A 16,388-nucleotide genomic window follows, 5' to 3' on the forward strand; every position below is an offset into this window, starting at 1 on the left:
CGGCTGAATGTCCTGGGTACATTTCGAGGCCGGCCAGAACCTGAGAGGCTTTCAGGATATCCGCTTGTCTGGTCCAGGTTTCAGGCGCTTAGCGCCTGATTGAACGGTTGCGCGTCAGCTCGCCGACCAACTGTGGACTCCGTTCGACGCTCAAGCGACGCCTTGCGCTTTTCTTCAGCGTTCGCGATGAAGTCGGACAGTTCGCGCTCCATGGCTGAATCTTTGGCGCCCGGCTTCCACGTCGCGGCTCCGTGCCGCCGACGCGTGGTCCGAGCAAGTGCTAACGCTTCCATCGCAGCCTTTGCACATTCGTATTCAACCTGGCCACACAGGTCGATCGGCTCACCAAATTCGCGGAACGCTTCCACAGAGTCCCGAGCGGCGTACACCGTTGCCGGGTACTCGCGCAGCTCGGAGATAACTTTGCGGCTCAGGGCTCGCCACTGAAGCTTGTCCGGATAGGCAAAGACGGGGATGGACACGCCCTTGCTGGCTTCGCTGCTCATAGGGCCGACCGGCTCCGATGCCGCCCAAGCGGCCTTATGCATCATTGTCCGACAGGTTCGAGCGTAGCTTTCCAGCGATAACGCAAGTTCCAATGCAGCGTCGCGTCGCTGACGCTTGCGCTCCCTTGCATCCCTTGCTGAGATCCACGCGAGCGTTGTGAGAGAGCCGACTGCCCCTGACGCCAGCGCCAAAATCATCGGAGTGTTCCAGCTAAGTCGCTGGAGATATTCAAGCCATTCCTGCCGCATACGACGCGCCTCGGAGAAAGAGGTGCACAGAGTATAAGCAATCGTTTGCGGAGTATTCAGAGCAAAAAATGCGGTGTTTGTTTTCGCCACAAACGCTTCGATGGGGCGGTGCGCATCTTGACAGACCGCGCCGAACCAGGGCAATCGTCGGCCCAGCACCAGCAGAGGGGCGTCAAAAGATTCAGGTCGGTTCGCTTCTTAAGCGGCCAGGTAGCGACGTTGGTCCGAGCGGAGGCAATGCGTCCGCATGCTGCCGCTTTTGGCAAGCACCGTTCGCTCGCTAGACGATCGGCCAATAAGGGACCTTCGCCGACCTCAGAAGAATCGCTGACAATCCTGCGCGCATCAAATTCCGATCTCGAGACCGCATGCGACACTATCGCCTTGCCCGAGGGCTCCCACTCACCAGGCGTACAATCCTCTGACCATATCGGGTGGCACGTCCATTTTTGGGAGAGTCGTCAATGGCGGCTGACGATGCACGCCCTGAGAACCGCCAACCCATAGGCCCGGCGATTTCGTGGCCGGCAGCGGAGAACGAGCCACATGCCCGCTCAGATAACGCCCAATCAACTCGTTCAATTGATCATCCCAGGTATCACGGCCGTCTTTTCGCTCGGTTTTGCCTGTGCATGGCTCTACGATAGACGACTGCGCTATCTGCGCTTTCTCGCCGCTTCATTTGTTGCTTTCGCACTCGGCTCGGCAGTGCAGATCTGTCATCTGCCGGATGAATGGCGATTGAACGCGCTTATATCGGCAACGTTTTATGTGTTAAGCATTCAACTGTTGGCGGAAGGTGTTTTGCGCAGGGCTGGGCTTCACTTGCGGCTAGCGACGCATGCGTCGATGTTCGCGCTGGTGCTGGGTGGCATGTATTACTTCTCCTTCGTGACGTCAAACCTGCTCGTGCGCGTCTACATTCTGAATCTCAGCGCCGGGCTGTTGATGCTGTTTACCGCGGTCCGTTTCAGAAAACGCTGCAATGGCCGCACCGTCAACCACGTTCTTCTCTGGGTGCTGCTGATCTTCGGCGCCAGTTTTTTCATCAGGACGCCGCTCACTACAATCCAACCCTTGCCGCATAGCACTGCGCCGTTCGCGGGAACCATTTTCTGGGTCTTGCTGCAGTTGTCGCTCGCCCTGATGGGCGCTGTGTTGGGGCTCGTGCTGCTGGCCGCCGCGATGTCGGACGTGATCGACCGGCTGACTCTCGAACGCGATCTCGACTCGCTCACCGAAACGTTGAACCGGCGCGCGTTTGAACGCATGGCGGGCCGCCGCGTCGCGGACAAGCGAAGCTATCCGCTCGTGCTGATCGCTTTCGACATCGACAACTTCAAATCCATCAACGACCGTTATGGGCATGCGGCCGGCGACGCGGTGCTGCGCCAGTTCGCCGCAATCCTGCGCGCCGCGGTGCGCGAGAAAGACGTGGTGGCGCGCATCGGCGGCGAGGAGTTCGTGCTTCTGCTGCCGGGCGCTGACGACAAATTCGCGTATCAGATCGCCGAGCGCTTGCGCACCGTGCTGGAGTCTTCACGCTTCAATGAAATCGAGGCTACGCTGTGCGTTACGACGAGTGCCGGCATTGCCCGGTATCGGCCTGGCGAGGCGGTCGGAGCGTTGCTGGCGCGCGCCGATCACCTGCTCTATGCGGCGAAGCGCGCGGGGAGGAACCGGGTGGTCACGGAGCCATTAGGTCAGACGTGGAGTGCCCCCGAGCTTGATATCGTGTGATCGCCCGAAGGCCGGCAAGCCCTCATCGGGACCAGTAGAAATCCACGGGGATAAGCTCGACGACCCATCCACCTTCGTCACCCAGCGTGGCCGCCGGGTGCATGGAGGCGATGCGCAACGCCTCGTCATGGGTATCCGCCTCGATGATGAACAGGCCGCCCACGACTTCCTTCGACTCGGTATAGGGCCCATCGGTGACGTGGGTCTTGCCACTGCGCGGGCGGAGCGTCCTCCAGTTGTCCAGATCGCCAAGCGATGCGGAAATCAGTACCTTGCCGGTAGCCCGCATCTTGTCGTCCAATGCGGGGCATTGGCTCACCAATTTCTTGACGTCGTCTGGCGCCATCGCGGCGAATTTATCGGGGGTGAAGTAGGCCAAGCCGAGGTATTTCATGGGAGATCCTTTGGGTGTGAATAACCTGACGACGAAGCTGATGATCGAAAATCGACAATCTTCTGAAAAGTTTGTAGCGGGTCTCGCCAGACTGTCCGCTTTTGGGGTCGCGCCGTGCCGACCGCCGGGCTCGTGCTGCACATGCGGATCGCGCGAGGCAGAGGTCGGCCAGTTGCGGCCAATCGATACGACGCTACCGACGACATTCGACTGTCCCTTCACGGCAGGCGTCCGGCCGGTCAGTGGCACGCCTCCTCTAGCGATCCGCTAATACAACAGCGGCGACGTAGAGAAATAACGGCCGATTAATTAAATAACGTGCTATTCTCGTCCCCACATTTACGGGGTAAATCCATGACCAAATATCGCGAAGCACTTCTGCAGCAGAAACTCGAAGAAGTCTGGTTGACGGGCAACACCACGATGAGCAAAGACCAGTTCGTGCACTGGACAGGCGTCCAGCGCATCGCCAAGCGCCCGTATCGTACCTTGCACGGCCTCTGGGAAGAACTCTGTCAGGAGTTTGGTCACGAAGAGGCGCTTCCGCTCAAGGTCCTTGAAGGTGAACACTTCGTTTCGCTGCGCCGTGAACGGTTCGCCAGCGAAACGGAAACGGCGCTCTCTGATCTCATCTAACACCAACACGCCCGAACGCCATGCGAGGTCGCAATGAACCGTCAAGAACGCATTGACAGCAAGGTTGCCGAGCTCTTCGACGAATTCGAAGCCCGGTTGCATGCATTGGGATTTACCACATCGCACGAACCCGCCCGGGACGGCGAGGTCGGCACGCTAATTTACGAGGAGGTCAGGCGCGACGGACGGTCCTATGCGACGTGCGAGGACACCGGGGCAATTTCAGAGTGGTTCGACAAGGAGCTTCTTCCCAGTCGGCAAGGGCTGTATCAGGTGAGGCACGGGGAAAAAATCTCGTTCGCGGCCTTCGACGCAGGCGCATGGGAAGGGGGCGCGCCCGATGCGTGGCGCGGCATCGACTGGCGAATCTCGAAAGAAGAGCGCAACAGGCTCTATGCCATCCTGAGGGACAGGAAGCACGGCAGCAAGCCTGACGCGGCCCTAGCGCTTATCCGCCATCATCTCTGTTCGAGAAGCAACGAGAGGGCAACGAATACTCTGCGCGATGAGTTCGGTATCAAAGAAAAGGTCTACTACGGTGTCATCATGCGTAAGGACCCGGAGGGAGCGCGGCAGATTGGCCATCTGGTGGAGGCTGACGTGTTGTCCGAAGCGCCGCCGCCGGACATTCGTGATCGCATCTCTCACCGGATCGAAACGTTTGACCACAAACGCGAGTGAATGGCATGACGGCCGCGCCCTTGGAAAAGACCCCAAAGAATGTCCTCGGCATCATCGCGGCCGCGATGGCTGAGCCGTTACATCTGCCCCTATCGGCAGGCGTTCCCATCTACGAATACGGCGTCGGCCCTTTGGGCGCTCTCGATCAGTGGACCGTTACGTACGGAACGGCCGCTGGCTGGCGGGCGTCGGATACCCGTCGGGTCCTCGCGCGCAAGGTCAAGGACGTCCGGGCCTCCGATTGGAAGTCCGCAGGCGAGTATTCCCCCCTTGCCGGGAGCTGCCTCGGTAATGGGAAGGGTGCCGAGAGCGTGAGGGAAATTCCCGAGCCGGATGAGAAATTTGCCGATCCCTACCTCCGGACCTGGTACGTGCTCGTGCTCTCGAATAGCACCGGCCCGGTCGGCTACTGCTCCTTCTCAGTGGAACTTGAACTAGTTGAGCGTGCCGACCTGATGGACTTCAAACTCGAGGTGCAGGAGGTCTTCATTGACCCGACGCACCGCGATTTCCGCCACAGCGAAGGCTTCTGCGTGGTCATCGCGCAATTCGCAATCAACGCGCTCGAAGAGTTCAACGATCGGCTCTTTAAGGGCAGGGTAACCTTTACTGAGGGCGTCACACTCACGGTTGCCGCAGACGTCGAGTCACGCTCCGGGGAGCGCTTCCTTTTCTCCATCGTGAAAGAACTGGACCGCCGCGCGGAGGACGCCTGGACTGAACCTGAGTCACCATTCAATCTCGGTCTAGGACTGTACATCCGGGATATCGAAGTCGACCCGCGGTGGTGAGACGCCCCGGCTCCGGAAATGCATGTTCAGCAATAGCAACAAAATTTTCGCGGGAAAGCGGGGCACCGGGTTGCGCACAGGCAGGAGCCGGCCATCAAGCGTAAGTCGCCTGCCCCGCCGCTTGGACGTTCAGACGACGGCTTCGTCCAGTTAACGGACTTCCGTGCGGAAATCATGTGGCTCGCGTCATCGGCCATGCCGTCATTCGCGTCCGGACGAACGTGTCGATTGCTAATGGCAACTGTCGCGCAAACCGAATGCTCGTTGACGGCCCCTTTTCAGAACCAAAGGAAAAGCGGTTCCGCTCGACGTCTGAAAAGAAGCATTCGATACCGCGACGACAAAAGAGTAGCGTAGTGTAGAGCGAGCTAAGCGGGCTCTGTTTTAGCCACGCGTCGAACTTTCTTGGGCTATGGCAACTGGCTAAAGAGTAGGATGGGAGTCTCGCAATCGTCGCGCGAGGCCGAGATGGATTGGACCAGCGTTGTCACACAGCCATTAGGGTGGGCGGGCTTTGCGCTCGCACTCTTGTTCGGCTTTGCAGCTAGGAAAGCCGCCAGCGCAACGATTACATTCTCGTGCGTTGGCCTCGCGGCTTTCGCGATAGTCGGCGGGTGGGTTCTCGCGTATCGAATGGTCGACGGCAATGCTGTCCCTCAAACGCTTAAAACAGAAACCCTCTCCGCCGCGTCCGCACCGTTTACCGGGGCTGGGGCTCAACGCCCCACAGTGAACGTACAAGCCAGTGGCTCCTGCGCACAGGCGGTCGGCGACGCAACCGCTCGGGATGTAGTCAATAACTGCGGCGCGCCCGCCGGGGGCAAGCCGTGAAAGCGTGGGTCAGAACCGCTGCGAATGCGCTGTTATGCAGCGTCGCCGTCCACGCTGTTGGTCAGCAGCCAAAGTCCGTCACGGTCACGGCCAATGCGGCGGAATGCTCGCAGGCGATCGCATATTCAGATGTTAAGCATGACATACAACTTAACTGTGGGTTGAGCAAAGAACAGTATTCCGACCTGAAAGGACAGTTGCTCATCATTCAAAGCCAAGGGAAAATCTCTGTCGGCCAACTCAAACAGGTCATCGCTGCCATTAACGCCATTTATCTCGCGCTCAGGACCGCCAACAAGCAACTCATGAGTAAGCTCGACCAATCGATGAAATCGAACAACGATGTGATACAACATAACATCGACTTGGTTCAAGTAATCGAGAAGAGGCTCACAGCGCTCCAAAATTCCACAAGTCCAGGAGCGTCGAAGGCGGCGTTGCAAGACCTGGAAGATTGGCCACGTAAATATGACGACTTATTACGCAGTTGGCAGATTGTCGCAGGGACCAGTCCTCTTGACGACGAGGCGAAGCGCGCTACCGAAAGCGGCGATTTTCAGAAAGCGGATCTAATTTTAACGGATCTGGTACAGCAAGAGGCGGTTGCGGTCAACAAGGCTGCTGCGAGCAACTTGCAGCTTGCGTTAGTTAAGTCGTTACAGTTTGGCCCAGCCGCCGGCGCGCGCTATTTCAATAAAGCGTACCAGTTGGAACCTGAAAACCCCCTCTATGCCAACTGGTATATCCAGGTCAGAGAACTTTCTGAGCTGGTCCTAGACCTAGACCGATCCGCGGGAGCAACCCCGCAAGTCGAGTGGAAAGAAATCGCTGAGGAGATGACAACGCCTAGCCTGACGGTCGCGACGCAGGGAATCTCAAGGCTTATGTCGCTAGAAAGGCCGTGGAGTCCGGAGGAGCTAGGACTTGCGAAGACGGCTGTCTGGTATCTCGCCAACAATTCAGTGGGCAGTTCCAAGCCTAAGGACTTCGCGGTTTACCGAAAGGTGATTTCCAAAATCGAGCACAGCGGCGGCGTGCAAACCATTAGCGAGCAAATCACCCTAGCGGGTCTTTGGGCTGCTGTTTTCAGGGTCGATGTGGATGCCGCGATACGCTTCTGGGCGGCGGGAACAAGTGCTGGCTCGAACGTCAAAGTCCTAGTCGGGAGTTACAACAATAAGCAGACAGGCGAGTTGACGTGGTTTAGGCGGATTCCCCAATTTGACGACGCTACGGATGAAAGCCTGACGAATACAATCAAATATTGGCGGCTAACAAATACTCGCTCCGAAATTGTAATCGATGGATCGACCTGGGATGCTTTTTTTGAAAACATCTTTCGATATCTGGATTCGCGACAGCGGTATCCCGAAGCGCAGGTTTATCTACAGGAGGGGATAAGATGGTGGTCCTCGGTCCTTCCAGGAGAGTATGCCATTTCGGACCTTGGCCGGTTCTACTATTACCTTGGCATTGCCACCAAGGGTCGAGTTGATCGAGCGATCGGCGATCGCGTAAGTAGCGTCTGGAAGGCAGGGCAAGTTGACTTCGGACTCGCTGCGGCAAGGTCTGCTGAGAACTACGCGCGCCAGGCGCACCCCACGGATCTGACCGATAAGGACGCTGTCCAAGCTATGAATCTTCAGGCTGAGTTCTTCAAGCTAAAGGGTGACAATCCCGCAGCGGGCGCGATTCTGCGAAAAATAGTTGCGGACGAAAAGAAAAGCTTTGATCCGGATTACCCTCTTCCATACGAGAAAGCGATAAACGCCTTGCAGTCGTTTCGACGCGATACAAAGGTGGACGCAAGCCCAACGGAAGTTGCTGATGAGGAGGCAGGCCTCGCCTTAGTCGAACAAGCGCGCGAAACTAAATTCAAAAGACAGTGCAAAGAGGCGCAAGCGAGAGGTGAAGCGGTGCCGGGATTATGCGGTCGCTAGGGCCCCAGACCACGCTCACCTTCATCCGATTCGCGATTGTTTTTGTAAGCCATTGGCGGCCTCAATATCTCAATTCTACTTCGCACGACGCCAATTCGTTCCTAGCGAACCCGCTGAAGTAATCACTCGCCTTACGTGTTATCGCTTGCCGGGCGCAATCCGAGCCCACCGGCCGAGATGATCGGATGGTTGATATCTGGAAAAGTGAGAGTCTCTTGTGGGGCTGCAAGGGGCCGTTGCGGGGACGAAGGCCGAGCGGCCCAATTGGGTCGGACAGCGCCCATTGCGCCAGACGCAAACTGGATCTCCTTCAACTGAAAGGAGATTGTCATGAGCACATCAAACGACTCGGTCCCGACGCGGGTCCCGTGGAACAAAGGGAGATTAACCGGTCAGAAGCCACCGCTGAAGCTGAAGGAAATCTGGGCGATACGCGTGCGGCTGCAGCTCTCGTCCCGCGTGCGAGATCTGGCAATGTTCAATCTCGGCATCGACAGCAAGCTTCGCGCTTGTGATTTGACGAAGCTGCGCGTTCGCGATGTTTGTCACGGGGAGCACGTTGCCAGCCGCGCGATGATCATGCAGCAGAAGACGCAACGGCCGGTTCAGTTCGAGATTACCGAACAGACTCGTGAGAGTGTGGCAGCATGGATAAGGCATGCGGAGCTGCACGGAACCGACTTCCTGTTCCCGAGCAGAATTCACGGCTCTCCGCACTTGTCGACACGGCAATATGCCCGGCTGGTTCATCGATGGATCGCGTCAATCGGCCTTGACGACACGGCCTAAGGTACCCACACGATGCGGCGGACCAAGGCGTCGTTGATCTATCGTCGCACTAAGAACCTCAGGGCTGTCCAGTTGTTACTCGGCCACACGAAACGTGAAAGTACAGTGCGATACCTCGGCATCGAGGTAGATGATGCACTCGAAATCGCCGAGCAGACGGAGGTGTAGATTGTCAAGCCGGTTAGCGAGCGGTCGCTGACCGGCCGAGGGTGTGTGAAAACGCATTCATCGCCTAAACTGAATCAACTCATTGAGACCGGGTGACTCATGAAGCGATTTGTTGAAGGCGATGACCGCAAGCAGGTCGCACTACTTCCCAAATGCGTCGATGACTACATCGGCCAGGACAACCCGATCAGAATCGTCGACGTGTTCGTGGACGAACTGGACCTCACGACGCTCGGCTTCAACGGCACCACGCCCGCAATCACCGGGCGCCCGTCCTACCACCCTGGCGTGATGCTCAAGATCTATATCTACGGGTATCTGAACCGGGTACCCTCAAGTCGGCGTCTTGAGCGCGAATGCCAACGCAACGTCGAGTTGATGTGGCTGACAGGACGTCTGGCGCCAGACTTCAAGACGATCGCCGACTTTCGCCGCGACAACGGGCCGGCCATTCGCAACGTATGCCGTCGCTTCGTCGAGCTGTGTCGAGGACTGAAGCTGCTATCGAGCGACATGGTCGCCATCGACGGCAGCAAATTCAAGGCGGTGAACAGCCGCGACAGGAACTACACGGCGGGCAAGATCGACAAGCGTCAGCAACAGATTGAGGAAAGCGTCCAGCGATACCTCGACATGATTGAAACCGCAGACCGGACCAGTCCGACAGGTTTCGATGTGAAGACCGTGCGCCTGTACGAGAAGATCGCTCTGTTGCGCCAGCGGATGCGTGAGCTCGAGCAAATCAAAGCGCAGCTGAAGAAAGAACCGGACGGACAACTGTCGCTTACCGACCCGGATTCCCGCTCTATGACCAGCGGTGGCAAAAGAACCGGAACTGTCGGCTACAACGTGCAGGCCGCCGTGGATACGAAGCACCATCTGATCGTGGAACATGAGGTGACGAATATCGGAGGCGATCACGGGCAACTCAGCAGGATGGCCGTGTCAGCGAAGAAGGCGATGGGCAAGCCGGGGCTGAAGGTGCTAGCTGATCGAGGCTACTACAGCGGTCCGGACATCCGCGCCTGTGAACTGGCTGGGATCACCACGTATGTCCCGAAACCACTCACCTCGGCGTCAAGGAAGAAAGGGCTCTTTACCAAACGCGACTTCATCTACGTTGCCAGGAACGATGAGTATCGATGCCCCGCCGGTGAGCGCGCAATTCTTCGATTCAAGACCGTTGAGAAAGACATGAACCTGCGCGTGTACTGGCCCAGCGCATGCCCGCGTTGCCATCTCAAGGAGCGATGTTCGCCCAGCGACTACCGCCGCATCCGACGATGGGAACACGAACATGTACTGGAAGCCATGCAGCATCGACTCGAGCGTATGCCCGATGCAATGACCATTCGAAGAAGCACGGTCGAACACGTCTTCGGCACGATGAAGCATTGGATGGGGGCCACCCACTTCCTGACCCGGACGCTGGGACGGGTGAGCACCGAAATGAGCCTTCAGGTGCTAGCCTACAACCTCAAGCGCGTCATCAATATACTGGGGGTTGCCGGAATGATGAAGGCGATGAAGCTGGCTACCAGCTGAGGCCCCGAGGGGCTTCTTGCGGCCGCGATGTTCGATTAGCGCAAGCTCGACGCATCTAACCTGATCGATCCGACCGGCAACGTCGCCCTCAGCGGTTGAAATGGAGTTTCCACACGCCCTCGGCCAGTTTCGGCCACTGGTTAGATATCGTAAACCGTCTCTTCGCAGATTCATATGGGACGGTCGGACAGATCACCGGCGTAGGTGTGTTCAAAAGCTTGCTCGAAGGGATGGCTCCTCTTCACCTCCTAGAGGTAACAACTGGTCAACGCCGGGATGTGCAAAAGAGAATTAAATCTGTCCGCTCCCGTACATACTTGAACGCATAAGACCACCAGAGTCGCCGTATAGCCGGTCGGAGTCTAGCCGTGGAGGGGACTATGAAGCAGCCGCAGAATCGTGGCGTTACGGCCGAACGACCCGGTCGGTTTGGGGATTTTCAGGTGGCCGATCTATTGCTCATAGCTGCACTCTCAGGTGTGGTTTTACTCAGTGCCTGCGCGTCCAAAAATGCCCGTGTCGCAAACACCGGCACACCTTTCACCATAGACAACGGATGCGATACGTCGGCTACAGACGTTATGGGTGAGCGCAGTTCCTGTTCCTTCCAAACCTGCAAATCTTTCGGCGGCGATTTCATCGCGCAATATACGGTACAACGGCGTTTCGGTAGTGGCTCGACGGGAGATGAGGAACGTTGCGACATTGAGTTTCGAAGCTACCACCAAGCCGTTGACAGCACGGGCATATCTGATCCGCTGGTGGTGTGCGTGACTGCAAGCGTGAAGAGCCCAGGCGGGGTTCCAAATATGGGCCAGAAGGGTCACATTAGGTGTTCGACAACGGGTAACAGCTACCCCCCCGTACTCAGCGTCATTCAGGGAACCCAACCATCGAGGTGAGTTGCGATGAATGCGATCGTCCGCTGGACCTATCGATGGTTGGCCCGCTTTATCACGGTGATGCTCCCGTCTCTGGTAATAGCCGCGCCTTTAGTACCGCAGGACGGTTCATCGCTGTTGCCTGGTCGGATGCAGCTTCATTTGGAGAGCGTCGCCAAAAGCCTTGTCACCGTATCCTTGCCACTCGGCCCTGTTGACGCGCAGATTCAGAAAAGCCTAAGGGAAGCAGGTGCGAAGGATCCGTCCGTTCCGTTTCGTTTGGACAGCGCTGGTTTTTCTGAGTATTCTGACGGGAGCTTTGCTCTCGCATATCAGGCCCACATCGAAGGCCGCATCAACGCCATTGGCCAAGGTTTCAATTGCCAAGTGTTGCTTAGGTTCGCGATACCGAATGCACCGTTGCCCGCAGCTGTGGTGCAGGACATGAATAGCGAGATCAACTGTCAGACGGGAGCTTTGTTTAACCTGGTGTCTTGGGTTGCGGACGTATTGACGACCAGTATTCGGGGCGCAATAAATAGAGCGATATTCAATGCGACTGATCCTAATGATCCGCTCGCGGGCTTGCAGCATGACGATCCAGAGCTATCAAATTTTATCGCGACTGCGCATTTACAAGCTTCATATTGCGCGTACCAACAGTTACAGGGGATCTGCCTAAAAATCGGTTGGATTTCTACTGACGCGATCGCTCGTCGCATGAGACAGCTAATCGCCAGCGCCCCCGCCGCAACAGGTCCCATCGGTAACTTTGACTACGATTCGGAAATAGCCCAGTTCAAGGCCGTGGCTCATAGAGAGCGCTCCGTCCGCGACCCGAACTATTCGTTCCCTGCCAAATTCGATCCAACTGCTACCCCACCAGACGATAGCGGTGATATGGCAATTTTCGGGGGCTTGCTTTGCTTGGCCGGCGAGGCGGAAGGCTGCACTCTATTACAAAACAGCCAAAGCGCTGATGGACGATTTTGGCGTTCACCGAATCACGTCAACGTTGTCGGCTCCGACTTCTCTGGCGATCAAATCAATGGTGTATTCGCGTTCATTAAAACTCGAAACGAGTCGGCCGCCTTGTCTCGTTACCTCCACTACATCGCGGGCAACGCGATGCACGTACCGCCTTCCTTTCCAATTGACACTGCTTATTCCAGTTGTGCACCCGATCCCAATATGACATGTGAACTGGCTGGAAGCGAATGGCTGGTTTTCAACGCGCTCGCCAGCAAGCTAGCTGTCGCGAACGTTATTCCCTCAGACGTTGTTGACCCGACTGGGAAGTTTGGTGATCAGATGGATGACTTGATTTGGCCGGCGGCGTTCGCCCCGCGGGGCTACACCCTCCACCTAATTGCCGTCAAGATTGCCATTGACCGATTACTTGGTCATAGAAGCGACACTTTAGCAAACGCCGCGGCAATCATCGCCGCCCGAGAGCCAGAGAATCCGTTTTTCCTCTATCTGCACCTGGGACCAGATGCATCGATCCTGCCGCTGCTTAAGCGAAAGTGCTATGTTGATCCCGCTCGCACCTCATACACGCAGTGGCAGTGGGAACGCTCAGAAATCGCGAAGGACGGAGCAGGCAAGTCACCATGGGAGACTTCAATGGCGTGGGACTGTGTGTTCATGTACAGCCTTCTAAAAAATCGAGTCCCGATCGGACCCTAAACCGCAAATCCGGTTTGAACATTTGCATTGGTTGATCCATTGATTTTCTATTTTAAATTTCACGCTATGGCTTTGAAGCGAGCGGCTACCTTCAGCTCAGAAGCGGACATAGAAACCGAGCAGTCGGAAGGCTGTTGAGGGTCGAATGCTGCCGATCGATGACCGGCAGAGACCGGCCGGCCATGTTCCGACGTACGCTATCGCGCTCACATGATCATTCGAGCGGCCCCTCCGTTCGATCGACGGACCTTCGTACGCAGATGCACCGTACCCCTAATGAATGTGCTTTGGTGTGCACTGCGCTTGCGCGACTTACTCGCCGCAAAGTCGGAGGCATAGGCCCAGATCGAACGTGCCCGCACGCAATCCGCTGTTGTGCACTCCGTCCGACTCGCCAGGCCGCTTTACCCACAACCGGGCGTGATAATTCGACAAAGACAAGACCGGATCCGGACCAAGACGGGCTCCAACCGGATTGCACCATAAATCATCGCCCTGCAAATCTGAGGCAAGAGGCGCGCCATTTCGACTGCAGTCAATGACCACAGGCACAACTTCACGAGATCCCAAATGCAGCAGTGCTCTCGCACGATCGAGGCATTCTTCTGTCGATTTGAAATTCGAGACATTCATCGCGATGCCGGTGAGCCTATCGAGCATGTTGTTGTCGCGCAGCCACCGATCGAGGCAACTTTCTTCCGGCCAGCTGGAGTGTCCACAGTCGAGGTAGACATCAGTTTGGGTGAGTTGGCCTAGCCGGTCACATGCGTATTGCAGCAAGGCCGTGCGGCGCTCGGCGCGATCCTCACCGAACTTTCCGTTGAACATATCGGCGACTGCGTCTGGTTCTACTATCGCAATCACCCGACGTTGTGCGATGGCATCGCAGAGTTTGTCAATGTAGGCGCGGTAGGATCCTTCTGTTTCTTCTCCACCGGCGGAATACCCACCGCCGAAATCACGGTCCGGGATCCCGTATAAAACGACAACCGCAATCTCATCATTAGCATATGCGCCATCCAGTTTGATCCGAAGGTCAGCGATGGCGGAGACATCGGTCACCCAGATGGCTTGCGGCGTGGAAGCGATGCGTTCGAGACACGCGGACTTCGTTTGGGCGGCAGCAAGGTACCGTGCCGCTGCCGATTGCAGATCGACGTAGAGCTTGCCGGAAGAATGCTTTCTGTTGAGCATTGGTGAAAGACGGTCAGCTGCTGATGGGAGCAGTTATTCTAACCGACGGTTCCTCTGACCAGCTTCTCGGGCTTGCGGAAAGCTTTCCCATATGGCCGATCACAGACCGGTCGCGAAAGGTGGGCTCGCGCCCGCCTGGAACGGCTCGCCAGTACCCCCCGGTCGTGGTCTTCACACCTCCTTTTACATTTTCCCGGGATAAGCGCTACACTAGATACTGTATATCCATACAGTATCCTTGCTCCATGAACGCCCTGCCGCGTCACCCTGAAGAAATCCACCCCGCGCTATGGCGAGCTTCGCAGCTGGCCGCCGGCTTCGATCGGGTGGTGTCGTGCGGCCACGCCGCGCTAACCGCCGAGCTGCCGGGCGGCGGCTGGCCCGCGGGCGCGCTCACTGAACTGCTCACACCGCAGCCGGGCTGCGGTGAACTGCGTCTGCTTCAGCCCGCGCTGGCGAACGTCGGATCCCGCCCCTTGCTCCTGCTGCAGCCGCCGCATCGGCTTCAACCCGCCGGACTGGCGTGGCTCGGCGTTCCCGCAGCACAGCCGTGCGTGCTGCGCGCACCACGCACGGCTGTGCTGTGGGCCGCCGAGCAGATCCTGCGTGCCGGCACCTGCGGCGCCCTGCTCTTCTGGCAGGCAGAAGTCCGGCAGGAAGCGCTGCGGCGCCTGCATCTGGCCGCTCAGGCCTCGGACACCCTGCTGTTCCTGTTTCGCCCACTCGCGGCCGCCCAGGCGACGTCGCCGGCGCCGCTGCGGCTTGCGCTGCGAGCCGCCAGGGGCGGTATTGAAGTGACGTTCGTCAAACGCCGCGGACCGCAGCGCGACGAACCCGTTTTCGTTCCTCTCGTACCTTCACCTGCCCTGTTGAGCCGATATGCAACTCTGGATCGGCGTACATCTGCCGCACCTCGCCCTCGAGTCGTTTCTCCCGCGCTGGTCGACGCCGCGCAATGAGGCCGGGTTTGTCGTGCTGGAAAAGGACCGCGTTGTCGCGCTCGACGGCGCGGCGCACTCGGCCGGCATCGTGCCTGGCATGCGCCGCGGTGGAGTGTTGACGCTTGTCCCCGACGCGGTCATCCGGGAACGTGATCTCACCCGTGAAGCGGAGCTGGTTCGTGGCGTGGCGTTCGCCCTGCTGCAGTTCACCCCCCACGTGGTGCTGGCGGAGGAATCGGTCGTGCTGGCCGACGTTTCGGCGAGCCTGCGCCTCTTCGGTGGCATTCGGGCACTGCGCTGGCGGGCGGGTGAAACGGTGAGCGCGTTCGGCGTGACCGCGACACTTGCCGTTGCGCCGACGGGACAGGCCGCATGGCTCTTCGCCCGATCATCGGGTGGCGTCGCGCTCACGTTGCGCTCCGTCGACCGTACGCTGCGTCGCGTGCCGTTACCTGCCCTGCCGCCTGCGCGCCCCTACGCCGGATGGTTCGACGGACTGGGATGCGAAACGGTCGACGACGTCCGGCGACTACCCCGCGCAGGCCTCAGGAAGCGCTGCGGAACGGCGCTGCTCGATGCGCTCGATCGCGCGACGGGTGCGGCGCCCGAAGTGTACGAATGGCTGGAGTTGCCCCCCGCCTTCAGCGCGCGGCTCGAGCTGCCCGACCGGATCGAGCATGCGGAAGCCGTGCTGTTCGCGGCGCGGCGGTTGATCCTGCAGATGACCGGTTGGCTGTCGGCGCGACAGCTGGCGATCGCCCGGTTTGTACTTGAGCTCGAGCACGAACGCGGCCGCGCGGCGGTGCCGCCGACCGCAATCGAAATCGCGCTTGGCGAACCGACGTCACGCGAGGAACACCTCGTGCGCCTGCTGAAAGAACGCCTGGGCCGCGTCGAACTGGCCGCGCCGGTCATCGCCGTTCGCCTCGACGCGAAGGACGTGCGCGAAGCGGACGCACCCAGCGAATCGCTGTTTCCTGAGCCAGGCGGTTCGCCACAGGAGCATGCGCGCCTGATGGAACTGCTCGTCGCCAGGCTCGGCGCCCAGAATGTCACCCGGGCGGCGCCCGTCGCCGATCACCGCCCCGAGGTCGCCGCGCGCTGGATACCCATCGGTGAGACCGTCAGGTCCATGCCGCCACCGTCCAGCCTTCCGCGGCCGACGTGGCTGCTCGACAGTCCGGTGCAGCTCATCATGCGCGGCCACCGTCCGTTCTACGGCACCCCGCTGCGCATGGTGTCGCCGGCCGAACGTATCGAGGGCGGCTGGCAGGACGGACACCTAGTGACGCGGGATTACTTTGTCGCCGAATCCGGCGACGCGGTGCACTACTGGGTCTTCCGGGAGCGCGTAAGCGCCGTCGACGAACGCGAGCCGCGCTGGTTCCTGCACGGCCTGTTCGGGTGATCGCC

Annotated in this window: 12 protein-coding genes and 1 pseudogene; 10 read left to right on the forward strand and 3 right to left on the reverse strand. The window is 58.6% G+C overall.

Going from position 1 to position 16,388, the window contains the following annotated elements:
• Window positions 1–80 precede the first annotated feature (80 nt).
• Window positions 81–899 (reverse strand): hypothetical protein, encoded by an 819-nt coding sequence (locus tag OKW43_RS42150; RefSeq protein WP_429454799.1) that lies wholly within the window; start codon window positions 897–899, stop codon window positions 81–83.
• A 402-nt stretch (window positions 900–1,301) separates the two neighbouring features.
• Between OKW43_RS42150 and OKW43_RS42155 the strand changes: the two genes are divergently transcribed.
• A complete protein-coding gene (locus OKW43_RS42155; protein WP_429454800.1) occupies window positions 1,302–2,495 on the forward strand; it encodes a GGDEF domain-containing protein in 1,194 nt (397 codons plus the stop codon).
• 22 nt (window positions 2,496–2,517) lie between these two features.
• Here the strand turns inward: OKW43_RS42155 and OKW43_RS42160 are convergent, their stop codons facing one another.
• Window positions 2,518–2,889, reverse strand: a complete 372-nt coding sequence (locus OKW43_RS42160; RefSeq protein ID WP_429454801.1) for a YciI family protein — start codon at window positions 2,887–2,889, stop codon at window positions 2,518–2,520.
• A 354-nt stretch (window positions 2,890–3,243) separates the two neighbouring features.
• Here OKW43_RS42160 and OKW43_RS42165 point away from each other — a divergent pair, with 354 nt between their 5' ends.
• From OKW43_RS42165 to OKW43_RS42195, 7 genes and pseudogenes are all read left to right on the forward strand, one after another.
• Complete coding sequence (locus tag OKW43_RS42165; protein ID WP_429454802.1) at window positions 3,244–3,525, forward strand: hypothetical protein; 282 nt, start codon at window positions 3,244–3,246, stop codon at window positions 3,523–3,525.
• A gap of 33 nt (window positions 3,526–3,558) precedes the next feature.
• Window positions 3,559–4,206: a hypothetical protein gene (locus OKW43_RS42170; RefSeq protein ID WP_429454803.1), complete on the forward strand. Its 648-nt coding sequence runs from the start codon at window positions 3,559–3,561 to the stop codon at window positions 4,204–4,206.
• 5 nt (window positions 4,207–4,211) lie between these two features.
• On the forward strand, window positions 4,212–4,997 hold the full coding sequence (locus tag OKW43_RS42175) for a hypothetical protein (protein WP_429454804.1): 786 nt from the start codon (window positions 4,212–4,214) through the stop codon (window positions 4,995–4,997).
• Window positions 4,998–5,824: 827 nt separating this feature from the next.
• The gene (locus OKW43_RS42180; RefSeq protein ID WP_429454805.1) at window positions 5,825–7,768 is read left to right on the forward strand and encodes a hypothetical protein; all 1,944 of its coding nucleotides are present in this window, start codon (window positions 5,825–5,827) and stop codon (window positions 7,766–7,768) included.
• A 330-nt stretch (window positions 7,769–8,098) separates the two neighbouring features.
• Window positions 8,099–8,725, forward strand: a pseudogene (locus tag OKW43_RS42185) (tyrosine-type recombinase/integrase).
• A 99-nt stretch (window positions 8,726–8,824) separates the two neighbouring features.
• On the forward strand, window positions 8,825–10,270 hold the full coding sequence (locus tag OKW43_RS42190; protein WP_429454806.1) for an IS1182 family transposase: 1,446 nt from the start codon (window positions 8,825–8,827) through the stop codon (window positions 10,268–10,270).
• A gap of 908 nt (window positions 10,271–11,178) precedes the next feature.
• Window positions 11,179–12,840: a hypothetical protein gene (locus tag OKW43_RS42195; RefSeq protein ID WP_429454807.1), complete on the forward strand. Its 1,662-nt coding sequence runs from the start codon at window positions 11,179–11,181 to the stop codon at window positions 12,838–12,840.
• 312 nt (window positions 12,841–13,152) lie between these two features.
• On the opposite strand, the gene OKW43_RS42200 is transcribed toward OKW43_RS42195, so the two are convergent.
• Entirely contained in the window at window positions 13,153–14,034 is an 882-nt protein-coding gene (locus OKW43_RS42200) for a glycoside hydrolase family 6 protein (RefSeq protein ID WP_429454808.1), read from the reverse strand.
• A 245-nt stretch (window positions 14,035–14,279) separates the two neighbouring features.
• On the opposite strand from OKW43_RS42200, the gene imuA reads away from it, so the two are divergent.
• Both imuA and OKW43_RS42210 read left to right on the forward strand, forming a co-directional pair.
• The gene (imuA, locus tag OKW43_RS42205; RefSeq protein WP_429454809.1) at window positions 14,280–14,993 is read left to right on the forward strand and encodes a translesion DNA synthesis-associated protein ImuA; all 714 of its coding nucleotides are present in this window, start codon (window positions 14,280–14,282) and stop codon (window positions 14,991–14,993) included.
• Window positions 14,914–16,383 carry a Y-family DNA polymerase gene (locus tag OKW43_RS42210; RefSeq protein ID WP_429454810.1) on the forward strand — a complete coding sequence of 490 codons (1,470 nt, stop codon included), beginning with the start codon at window positions 14,914–14,916 and terminating at the stop codon, window positions 16,381–16,383. The genes imuA and OKW43_RS42210 overlap by 80 nt, the downstream gene beginning before the upstream one ends.
• Window positions 16,384–16,388 lie beyond the last annotated feature (5 nt).

The organism is Paraburkholderia sp. WC7.3g (assembly GCF_050436345.1).
GTDB lineage: Bacteria > Pseudomonadota > Gammaproteobacteria > Burkholderiales > Burkholderiaceae > Paraburkholderia > Paraburkholderia podalyriae.

Bases quoted from the DNA above. Each gene is read 5' to 3' on its own strand.
- OKW43_RS42190 (WP_429454806.1), top strand. From the start codon at position 8,825: ATGAAGCGATTTGTTGAAGGCGATGACCGCAAGCAGGTCGCACTACTT.
- OKW43_RS42170 (WP_429454803.1), top strand. From the start codon at position 3,559: ATGAACCGTCAAGAACGCATTGACAGCAAGGTTGCCGAGCTCTTCGAC.
- OKW43_RS42175 (WP_429454804.1), top strand. From the start codon at position 4,212: ATGACGGCCGCGCCCTTGGAAAAGACCCCAAAGAATGTCCTCGGCATC.
- OKW43_RS42165 (WP_429454802.1), top strand. From the start codon at position 3,244: ATGACCAAATATCGCGAAGCACTTCTGCAGCAGAAACTCGAAGAAGTC.
- OKW43_RS42195 (WP_429454807.1), top strand. From the start codon at position 11,179: ATGAATGCGATCGTCCGCTGGACCTATCGATGGTTGGCCCGCTTTATC.
- imuA (WP_429454809.1), top strand. From the start codon at position 14,280: ATGAACGCCCTGCCGCGTCACCCTGAAGAAATCCACCCCGCGCTATGG.
- OKW43_RS42160 (WP_429454801.1), bottom strand. From the start codon at position 2,889: ATGAAATACCTCGGCTTGGCCTACTTCACCCCCGATAAATTCGCCGCG.
- OKW43_RS42155 (WP_429454800.1), top strand. From the start codon at position 1,302: ATGCCCGCTCAGATAACGCCCAATCAACTCGTTCAATTGATCATCCCA.
- OKW43_RS42200 (WP_429454808.1), bottom strand. From the start codon at position 14,034: ATGCTCAACAGAAAGCATTCTTCCGGCAAGCTCTACGTCGATCTGCAA.
- OKW43_RS42210 (WP_429454810.1), top strand. From the start codon at position 14,914: ATGCAACTCTGGATCGGCGTACATCTGCCGCACCTCGCCCTCGAGTCG.